At 68.7% G+C, this 9663-nt stretch carries 7 protein-coding genes; all 7 read right to left on the reverse strand.

Going from position 1 to position 9663, the window contains the following annotated elements:
• Positions 1-98: 98 nt before the first annotated feature.
• Complete coding sequence (locus F9K34_RS05110) at positions 99-1613, reverse strand: TrkH family potassium uptake protein (protein WP_291335827.1); 1515 nt, start codon at positions 1611-1613, stop codon at positions 99-101.
• A 4-nt stretch (positions 1614-1617) separates the two neighbouring features.
• Complete coding sequence (gene trkA, locus F9K34_RS05115; protein WP_291335828.1) at positions 1618-2994, reverse strand: Trk system potassium transporter TrkA; 1377 nt, start codon at positions 2992-2994, stop codon at positions 1618-1620.
• A gap of 130 nt (positions 2995-3124) precedes the next feature.
• The gene (ntrX, locus tag F9K34_RS05120; protein ID WP_291335829.1) at positions 3125-4540 is read right to left on the reverse strand and encodes a nitrogen assimilation response regulator NtrX; all 1416 of its coding nucleotides are present in this window, start codon (positions 4538-4540) and stop codon (positions 3125-3127) included.
• Positions 4537-6810: a sensor histidine kinase NtrY-like gene (locus F9K34_RS05125; RefSeq protein WP_291335830.1), complete on the reverse strand. Its 2274-nt coding sequence runs from the start codon at positions 6808-6810 to the stop codon at positions 4537-4539. The genes ntrX and F9K34_RS05125 overlap by 4 nt, the downstream gene beginning before the upstream one ends.
• A gap of 99 nt (positions 6811-6909) precedes the next feature.
• Entirely contained in the window at positions 6910-8280 is a 1371-nt protein-coding gene (locus F9K34_RS05130) for a response regulator (RefSeq protein ID WP_291335831.1), read from the reverse strand.
• Entirely contained in the window at positions 8280-9374 is a 1095-nt protein-coding gene (locus F9K34_RS05135) for a two-component system sensor histidine kinase NtrB (RefSeq protein ID WP_291335832.1), read from the reverse strand. The genes F9K34_RS05130 and F9K34_RS05135 overlap by 1 nt, the downstream gene beginning before the upstream one ends.
• Positions 9371-9663, reverse strand: a 293-nt coding sequence (locus F9K34_RS05140) for a tRNA-dihydrouridine synthase (RefSeq protein ID WP_291335833.1), incomplete at its 5' end; no start/stop codon positions are given. The genes F9K34_RS05135 and F9K34_RS05140, both read right to left, overlap by 4 nt.

The following is a 9663-nucleotide window of genomic DNA, read 5'->3' on the forward strand; positions in this document are numbered from 1 at the left end:
CTCGGCGCTGCACCGGGGACTTGAACCAAGTATGCGGAAGATCGCAGGACTTTCCACCCCCAATTTGATGGCGGTCTGCACCGGCCGGCGGGACCGGCCTAGCGGCGCCAGAAGTCGGGGTTGAGAAGCGCGATGATCGCGAGCGTCTCGAGCCGGCCGAGCACCATGGCGCCCGCCGCAACCGCGCGCGCGGCGCCGTTCAGTTCAGACCACGACAGCGGCGCCTCGGCCGCAAAGCTCGCCAGCGGACCGGTCGTCGACAGCGCCGCGACGGCGAAGGTCGTGGACGCGACGAAATCGAGTCCGGTGAGGGCGAGCGCCAGCATCGTGACGGCAATCGAGATGGCGAAGAGCATGAAGAAGATCCAGGCCATCTGCGCCCCCTGGCGGCGCAGGCGCCGGGCCTCCTGCCCCGCGCCGCCGACCGAGTTCGGATGCACGAGCCGCTCGACCTCCCGCTCGCCGTGACGGTAGAGCGCGTAGACCCGCAGGAGCTTCACGCCCCCCGCCGTGGTCGCCACCCCGCCGCCCATCACCGCGAGCCCGGCGAGGATCAGGCCGGGCGAGGCAAGGCCTGACCAGGTCCGCGCCTCGGCCCAGTCGGTGGATTCGAAGCCCGTGGTGGTCAGGAACGAGAGAACCGTGAAGAGGGTGCCCCAGAGCGCGCGCAGCGCGGCGGCGGTATTGCGGACCTCGTCCACCTCAAGCGCGCCGACCCAGTGGCGCAGGAACAGGAGCGCCGGCACCACGGTCACGATGAGGAGCGCCATCCGGAGTTCGGGATCGGTGCCGAGACTGACCGCGTTGCGGAAGGTCCGGCCCGAGGGATAGAGCCGGCGCGACAGGGCAAAGGCGAGGAATACGAAGATCGCCAGTTCGCCCCAGAAGCCCGCGCCGGTGCCGTACAGTCCGCCCTTTGGCGAAATCCCGGAGGTGGCGAGGGTCGACATCGCGTGGCATGCCGCCGTCAGCGCCCCGTCTCCCGCAAGGATGAGGAGGATCCACAGGGCCAGCGTCAGCCCCGCATAGGCCGGAAGCAGCGTCGCCGTCTCGCGCAGGATCCGGTAGGAGGGGCCCTGGCCCCGCGCCGCGGGACCGCCGGACAGCGCGCCCTGCCCGGCCGGCGCCCCGCTCAGCACCTCGAAACCGCCCAGGTTCATCGGGGCAAGCACGGCGGCCGCGGTGACGAGGACGAAGAAGCCGCCCATCCATCCCACGAGCGCCCGCCACAGGTGCACCGACGAGGGCAAGCGGTCGGGCTCGAACAGCGTTGCCCCGGTTGTCGTCATCGCCGAGACCATCTCCCACCAGGCGCTGTAGTAGCTCGTGCCTGGCACGGCCTCGGCAAGGGGCACTGCCAGCATCAGGGGCAGCGCCGCGAAGGCGGCGACGAGCGTCAGGAGCTGGTTCCTGGCCGGGTGCCCGGCCCGGTTGGCGGCGGTGGCGATGCCGATCAGCACCGTCAGGAGGAAGAAGAGCGTGCCGGAGTAGAAGAAGACCCGCGCCACGCCGTAGTCGCGCGCGCCGAAGGCGTGAAACGCCGGAAGGTACATGGCGAGCGCCCCGATCCCCATCAGGATGACCATCAGCGGAAGATCGAGGAAGCGGCGCATGGGCTTAGAAGAAATCGATGGAGACCTGCAGGAGCCGCTCGACCTCCGGCACGTCGCCCGACATGCAGAAAAGCGCGATCACGTCGCCCTCGTCCACCCGCGTGTCGCCGGTGGGTTTCACCACCTTCTCGCCCTTCATCAGCGCCCCCATGAGAACGCCTTCGGGGAACTCGATCTCGCGCACGAGGCGGCCGGCGATGGGCGAGGTGCTGAGCACCTGGGCCTCGATCACCTCGGCCTCGGCATCGCCGATGGAATAGATCGCGCGCACCCGGCCGTGGCGGATGTGGCGCAGGATCGACGAAACGGTCGTCGCGCGCGGGTTGATGTAGGCGTCGATGTCAAGCGCGCCCATCAGCGGCACCAGCGTCGGGTCGTTGATGAGCGCGATGGCCATCGGGCAGCCGGCCTGCTTGGCACGGACGGCGGCGAGGATGTTGGTCTTGTCGTCGTCGGTGACGACGAGGACGGCATCGGCGCGTTCGATGTTGGCCTCGGCGAGGAGATCGGCGCTCATCCCGTCGCCGTTGAGAACGATGGTGCGTTGCAGGGAATCCGCCGCCCGCTCCGCCTGCGCGCGGCTGCGCTCGATGATCTTGGCGCGGATCCGGTCGGTCCGCCGCTCCAGCGCCTGGGCCACGGCAAGACCGACGTTGCCGCCACCGATGATGACGATCCGCTCCTGCTTCTTCGTCGCCTTGCCGAAGATGTCGAGCGTGCGGTTCACGTCCTCGACATGGGCGAAGACATAGACCTGGTCCCCGGCGAAAAGCTGGTCGCCCGGTTCAGGGGCGAAAAGCCGCCCCTCGCGGCGGATGCCGACGACGATGGCGCGGAGGGTGGAGAAGAGGTCGGTCAACTGCCGAAGCGGCGTGTTCAGCACCGGGCAATCCTCGTCGAGCGCGATGCCAAGAAGCTGCGCCCGACCGTTCATGAAGCTCTCGGTGTCGAAGGTGGAGGGTGCAGAGAGCCGCTGCAGCGCGGCCTCGGCCACCTCGCGCTCGGGGCTGATGACGACGTCGATGGGCAGGTGATCGCGGCGGTAGAGGTCGGAATAGATCGCGTCCATGTAGGATTGCGCCCTGAGCCGGGCGATCTTGCGGGTGATGCCGAAGACCGAATGCGCAACCTGGCAGGTGACCATGTTCACCTCGTCCGAATGGGTCGCGGCGATGATCATGTCGGCATCGCGCGCGCCGGCGCGTTCGAGCACATCGGGATAGGAGGCGAATCCGGCGACGCCCTGCACGTCCAGCGTCTCGGTCGCGCGGCGGACGAGGTCGGCATTGTTGTCGACGATGGTAACGTCGTTCTTTTCACCCGCCAGGTGGCGCGCGATCTGCCAGCCGACCTGGCCCGCACCACAGATGATCACTTTCATGGCCCGCTCCCGGATGAGGCACGCCCTTGATAGGCGCGCCCCGGTGGGCGGTCAACGCCGGTCAAGGCGGCCCGCAACCCCGTTCACGGCCGGGCGCCATTCCGGCCCCGGCACGGAAACCCGAGGTTTATCAGGCATCTTCCTCCTCATCCTCATCCTCGAGATGCGCGATCCGAGCGCCCGACTTGGAGGTCGTGACGACGCCGAGCGACTTGAGCTTGCGGTGGAGCGCCGAGCGTTCCATGCCGACGAAGGTCGCCGTCCGGCTGATGTTGCCGCCGAAGCGGTTGATCTGGGTCAGCAGGTATTCCCGCTCGAAAAGCTCGCGCGCCTCGCGCAGGGGCAGCGTGGCGAGGCCGCCCGACAGCACGATCCGCCCCTCCTCCGCCTGGCCATCGCCCTGCCCCGGCAATTCGCGCGCCTCGATCGGGCCGCCGGCCTCGCCGAGAATCAGCACCCGCTCGATGACGTTCCTCAGCTGGCGGATGTTGCCGGGCCAGGACATCGTCTGCATCAGCGCCTCGGCTTCCTCGCTGAGCGCGCGCAGCGGCAAGCCCTGCGACTTGTTGAAGCCCTCGATGAAGTGGCGCGCGAGCTCGGGGATATCCTCGCGCCGCTCCTCGAGCGCCGGGACGGCGACGGGCACGACGTTCAGCCGGTCGTAGAGTTCCTGGCGGAAGCGCCCGCCGACGATCTCGGCCTGAAGGTCGCGCGTGGTCGAAGAGATGACGCGCAGGTCCACGCGAACCTTGTCGGAGCCCCCCACCCGGGTGAACTGCTGTTCGGTCAGCACGCGCAGGATCTTCGACTGGGTGCCCGAAGGCATATCGGCGACCTCGTCGAAATAGACGACACCGCCGTGGGCCTGTTCCAGCAGTCCCTTCTCGACGCCGCGCTCCGCCGTCTCGCGGCCGAAAAGGACTTCCTCCATCCGCTCCGGCTCGATCGAGGCGGAGGAGACGGTGACGAAGGGTCCGGCCGCCCGGTTGGAGTTCAGATGGATGTAGCGCGCTGCCACCTCCTTGCCGGAACCCGGCTGGCCGGTCAGCATCACCCGCCCGTTCGACTTCGTGACCTTGTCGAGCTGCCCCTTGAGCGCGCGGAAGGCCGGCGACGATCCGATCATCTCCGACGAGGTCACGTCACGGCGGCGCAGCGCGGCGTTTTCCCGCCTCAGCCGCGAGGTCTCCATTGCGCGGCGGATCACGACGAGAAGCTGGTCGATGTTGAAGGGCTTCTCGACGAAGTCGTAAGCGCCCTGCTTGATCGCCGCGACCGCGATCTCGATGTTGCCGTGGCCCGAGATGATGATGATCGGCACGTCCGGATTGTCGCGCTTCACCGTCTTCAGAATGTCGATCCCGTCCATCCGGCTGTCCTTCAGCCAGATGTCGAGGATCATCAGCGCGGGCGGCTCGCCGTTGATCTCGGCCATGCATTCGTCGGAATTCCCCGCGAGCCGCGTCGCGTAGCCCTCGTCCTTCAGGATGTCCGAGATCAGTTCGCGGATGTCACGCTCGTCGTCGACAATCAGGATATCGCTCATGTCCTACCTCCGGCCGTTGCCGCGGCCTTTTCCTTCTGTCCCCGGCCGGTCCGCGCCCGCGGCAGGCGGATCTCGGCCTGAGCGCCATGATGGGCGCTGCCGTCGAAAAGCGGCGCATCGCCCAGAGTGAGCGTACCGCCATGTTCCTCGATGATCTTCTTGACGATGGAAAGGCCAAGCCCGGTGCCCTTCTCGCGCGTCGTGACATAGGGCTCGAAGAGCCGCGCGCGGTCCTCGGGCAAACCGGTCCCGTTGTCCTCGATCCGGATCGTCACCACGTCTTCGCCGGGCAGCATGGTCACGCGAACCTCCGGGGCGTAGCCTTCCGGTGCGCCTTTTTCCATTAGTGATTCAACGGCTTCCCCGGCATTCTTGATTAGGTTCGTCACCGCCTGCGAAATCATCGTCGCGTCAAGTTCGGCCGTCACCGGGGCGTCCGGCAGCCGGGCGACCAGCCGCGCCCCGTGCAGCGCCCCTTCCTGCAGAGTCACCGCGTCGCGCATGAGCCTGGTCAGGTCATGCTCGCGTCGGTCGGGTTCCGGCATCCGCGCGAACTTCGAAAACTCGTCCACGATGCGGCGAAGGTCGCCGGTCTGCCGCACGATCACGTCGGTCATCTGTTCGAGCGAATCCGCCTCGTCGCCGACAAGGCGGATGAACTTGCGCTTAATCCGCTCGGCCGAAAGCTGGATCGGGGTCAGCGGGTTCTTGATCTCGTGCGCGATGCGGCGCGCGACATCACCCCAGGCGGCCATCCGCTGCGCAGAAACGAGGTCGGTGACGTCGTCGAAGGCCACGACATAGCCCTCGAGGCGCCCATCGGCGTTGCGGCGGATCGCCATGCGCACGAGGAGGCTCTCGAGCCGGCCGCCCCGGCTCACCTTGATCTCTTCCTGCGCGACCTCGCCGATGCCCTCGCGGAGCCGGTCGAGAAGGGCCGCGAATTCGGGCACCGAGTCCGCCAGCGGCCGGCCGTGGTCGGTCGTCTCGTCGAGGTTCAGGAGCCGCGTCGCGGCACGGTTCAGGAAATCCACCCGCCCCTCGGCATCGAGCCCGATGACCCCGGAGGTCACCGATGACAGGACGGAATCGAAGAGCCGGCGCCGCCGCTCGGTGGCCCGGTGGCTGTCGACGAGCGCCTGCCGCTGCGACTTCAGCTGCCGCGTCATCTGGTTGAAGACCCGGCCGAGCATCGCGATCTCGTCGTCGCCCTCCTCCTCGACGACCTGCACGTCGAGATCGCCCGAGCCGACCCGCTGCGCCGCCCCGGCAAGCCGGCCCACCGGCCGCGACAGACGCTCGGCGAACCACAGGCCCATCCAGATCGCCGCGAGGACGAGGATCAGCGCGAAGCCGATGTAGACGAGGCCGAACTCGAAGAGCACCCGCCCGCGCGAGGACTCGAGCTGCTGGTAGAGCCCGACCGTTTCGCGGGTATCGTCCAGCAGGCTCAGGATCTGGCCGTCGACGCCGCGGCTGACATAGAGGTAGCGGTCGGCGAAGGCCGGCAGGGCGACGAGCGCGCGGAACTCGTTGTTGGACCAATCCTCGATCAGCACGGTCTCGCCGGCCTTGGCGCGGTCCAGCTCGGCCGGCGCGGGTTCCTCGAAATCGAAGAGATAGCTGCGCTCCCCGCGGGCGCGGATCTCGCCACTCCCGTCGATGACATAGGCCTCGCGCAGGCCACGCTGGATGCGCGCTTGGCCCTGCGTCAGGATCTGGCGCAGGTCGCTGTCGGCGAGCAGGAACGTGCTCCGCCGCGCGGCATTGATGAAGCCGGCCAGCGCCGTGGCGTCGGTCACGAGATCCTGACGGTGCTCGTCCTGGTAGGCCTCCGCGGCGGCGAGCGAGGTTCCGACGACGCCGCGGACCCTGTCCGAGAACCACCCCTCAAGGCCGATGTTGACGGTGAGCCCGGCGAAGACCGCGACGAGGATCGTCGGCACCAGGGCGATGCCTGCGAAGACCCCGGTCAGCCGCAGGTGGAGCCGCGAGCCCGCCGACTTCGCCCGCCGCGCCGCGATCATCCGCGCGAGCCGGGCGAGCACCATCCCGCCGAGGGCGAGGAAATAGACGAGGTCGGCGAGCAGGATCAGCCTGAGCCCGGTGGAGTTGGCGCCCTGTCCGAACGGTCCCAGCACGACGAAGGTGGCAAGCGCAAGCAGCGGCCCGAGCACCACGAGCCCGAGCGTCACGGCGTTCTGGAAGCGCCGTTGTCTGCGGAGCCGGGTGAACCGGTCCCAGGATGTGCCGCGCACAAGGCCCTGCACGAATTCGCCTCTTGTTTCCGGCCGCACCGCGGCCGCCGCCGACAGGTCGGTGGCTTCTCTGCCGGCTGACGCCGACGGGCCACAGTTCCTGTTGCCGTATTACATCAACTTTCGCCGCCGTGTCACGCGGATATCCAGATCGGTGATCTTCTTGCGCAGCGTATTGCGGTTGATGCCGAGCAGATCGGCGCATTTCGCCTGGTTGCCGGCCACCGCGTCGAGCGCGATCTCGATCAGCGGGGCCTCCATTTCCTTGAGGATTCGGCCGTAGAGGCCCGGTGGCGGAAGGCTGTCGTTATGCAGGGCGAAATAGCGGCGCAGGTGCCGGGCGATCGAGGCGGAAAGCCGCTCACCCTCGTCCTGCACACCGACATTGAGGCTTTCGACCGGCGTCGCGCCAAGTGCCGCCTCGACCTCGGCCCGGCTGATTTCCGGTTCCACCGAGGTCACGACAAGGCGCCGGAGCGCGTTTTCGAGCTGGCGGACGTTGCCGGGCCAGCGGTAGGCGCGGATCAGCGCGACCGCCTCGGGCGCAAGCCGGCGCGCCGGGGCCCCGTCGCGTTCGGCCCGCGCGAGGAAATGCTCGGCGAGAAGCGGGATATCCTCCACCCTCTCCCTGAGCGCAGGCACGGCGAGCGTGACGCCGCCGAGACGGTAGTAGAGATCGCCGCGGAAGGTGCCCGCCTCGAGCCGTGCGGCCAGCGCCTTCTGGGTCGTCGCGACGATCCGGGGCGCGTTCTCCGGGAGCGCGTCGAGCAGTCGCACGATCCGCCCCTGCGCCTCGGCGTCGAAGTCGCCGATCTCGTCGAAGACGATCGTGCCGCCCCGCGCCCGCGCCAGAAGCGCAGACGGACCGTCGATGCCTTGCAGGTCGGCTGAAGCCGCGGTGACGAAGGGCATGGTCCGGCGGTCGGAAAAATCGTGGATGGCGCGCGCGACGAGTGACTTGCCGGTCCCCGATTCGCCGGTGATCAGCACCGGCAGGTCGGCGTTCATCACCCGCGCCACCAGCCGATAGAGCGCCTGCATCGCCGGCGTGCGGCCGACGAGCGGCAGGTCGTCGGCCGGCTTGGCCGCCGAAGGATTCTGCACCGGTGCCGCGCGGCGCTTCTGGTTCAGCGCGCGCGCGGCGCGCTTCATCAGGTCGGGCAGGTCGAAGGGCTTCGGCAGGTAGTCGTAGGCATCGGCCTCGGTCGCCTGGATCGCGGTCATGATCGTGTTCTGTGCCGAGATCACGATGACCGGCAGGCCGGGCCGTTCCGCCGCGATCCTCGGCAGCGCCTCGATCCCGTTTCCGTCGGGCATGACCACGTCGGAGATCACCAGATCGCCCTTGCCCTCCTCGACCCAGCGCATCAGCGTCATCAGCGACGAGGTCGCATGGACCTTGCAGCCGGCGCGGGTCAATGCCTGGGTCAGCACGGTGCGGATGGTGCGATCGTCGTCGGCGACAAGTACGGTGCCGTCCATCAGACCTTCTCCTTGGTTTTCGGGGCCGCGGCGCGCGGGGCGACGGAAAGCGACAGGCGGAAGACGGTCCGCCCGGGGACGGACTCCGCGGTGATCCAGCCGCCATGGTCCGCCACGATCTTCGACACCAGCGCGAGGCCGAGGCCGGTGCCGTTCTCGCGGCCCGAGACGAAGGGGTCGAAGATCGACTCCGCGATCTCGGGTGGGATGCCGGGGCCGTCGTCGATGATCTCGATCTGCAACGGCAAGGGAGTGCCGGCGCCGTCGACCCGACGCAGCCGCAGCGCATGGTCGTAGAAGGTGTGAAGCCTGATGGTTCCCGGTTTCCCGCCAGAGGCTTCCGCCGCGTTCTTCAGAAGGTTCAGGAGCACCTGGAGCAACTGATCGGGGTCGCCCGAGGTGGGCGGCAGCGACGGGTCGTAGTCCTCGAGGATCGTCATGTGCGCGGCAAAGCCGAGGAGCGCGGAGCGCCGCGCCCGGTCGAGGACATCGTGGATGTTCACCGCGCGCGCCTCCGGCGGGCGCAGGTTGCCGAACTGCTCCACCTGTTCGAGGAGCTTCAGGATGCGCCGCGTCTCGGCGACGATGAGGTCGGCGAGTTCGACGTCCTCGGGCGGAAGGTTCATCGACAGCAGTTGCGCCGCCCCGGTGATCCCGGCCAGCGGGTTCTTGATCTCGTGCGCCAGCATCTCCGCCATGCCGATGGCCGACCGCGCGGCATGCTTCATGCCCTGCCCCCGGCCGATCCGCTCGGCGAACTCGCGCGGCGAGATCAGCAGGAGCACATGGCCCGGCGCATCGGCCACCGGCGCGGCCTGAAGGTTGCAGATCACCGGAGCGCGTTCGCCGGTGCCCACGTCCACGTCGTTGATGTAGAGCGAGGACTGGTTGGCGCGGACACGGGCGAAGACCTCCTCCAGGGGTGCCGCCACCGCCAGCCGGTCGAAGACGGGCTGGCCCCGCAGCGCCCGGGTCGAGGCGTTGAGGAAAAGCTCGGCTGCCGGGTTCACGTCGATCGCGCGGTCGCGTTCGTCGAGGATGATGGCGGGAACCGGGAGCGAGGCCCAGAGCGTGGCGGCGGCGGGCAGGCTCATGCGGCGCGCCTTTCCGCTTCGCCGCCATAGGCGCGGGCCACGAGCGCTAGCACCTCCCCGGGCGAGGCGGCGGCGAGCATCCGAGCCCGCAGCGCCGGGTCGATCCCCGCTTCGTCGGCATACCAGCCGAGGTGCTTGCGCGCGATCCGTGCGCCGGGATCGCGCCCGTAGAAGCTCAACATGTCCTCGTAATGGCTTGAAATGTAATCGCCAAGTGCCGCCCCGGACGGAACGGCCGGCGCCGGCGCGCCGGCAAGGCCCGCCGCGACCTCCGCCAGCCGCCAGGGCG

This window comes from Albidovulum sp. (assembly GCF_008933605.1).
In the GTDB taxonomy this organism is placed as follows: Bacteria; Pseudomonadota; Alphaproteobacteria; order Rhodobacterales; family Rhodobacteraceae; genus Albidovulum.

Excerpts from the sequence above, each read along its gene's own strand:
- trkA (WP_291335828.1), bottom strand. The coding sequence starts at position 2,994 with ATGAAAGTGATCATCTGTGGTGCGGGCCAGGTCGGCTGGCAGATCGCG.
- ntrX (WP_291335829.1), bottom strand. The coding sequence starts at position 4,540 with ATGAGCGATATCCTGATTGTCGACGACGAGCGTGACATCCGCGAACTG.
- F9K34_RS05110 (WP_291335827.1), bottom strand. The coding sequence starts at position 1,613 with ATGCGCCGCTTCCTCGATCTTCCGCTGATGGTCATCCTGATGGGGATC.
- F9K34_RS05135 (WP_291335832.1), bottom strand. The coding sequence starts at position 9,374 with ATGAGCCTGCCCGCCGCCGCCACGCTCTGGGCCTCGCTCCCGGTTCCC.
- F9K34_RS05130 (WP_291335831.1), bottom strand. The coding sequence starts at position 8,280 with ATGGACGGCACCGTACTTGTCGCCGACGACGATCGCACCATCCGCACC.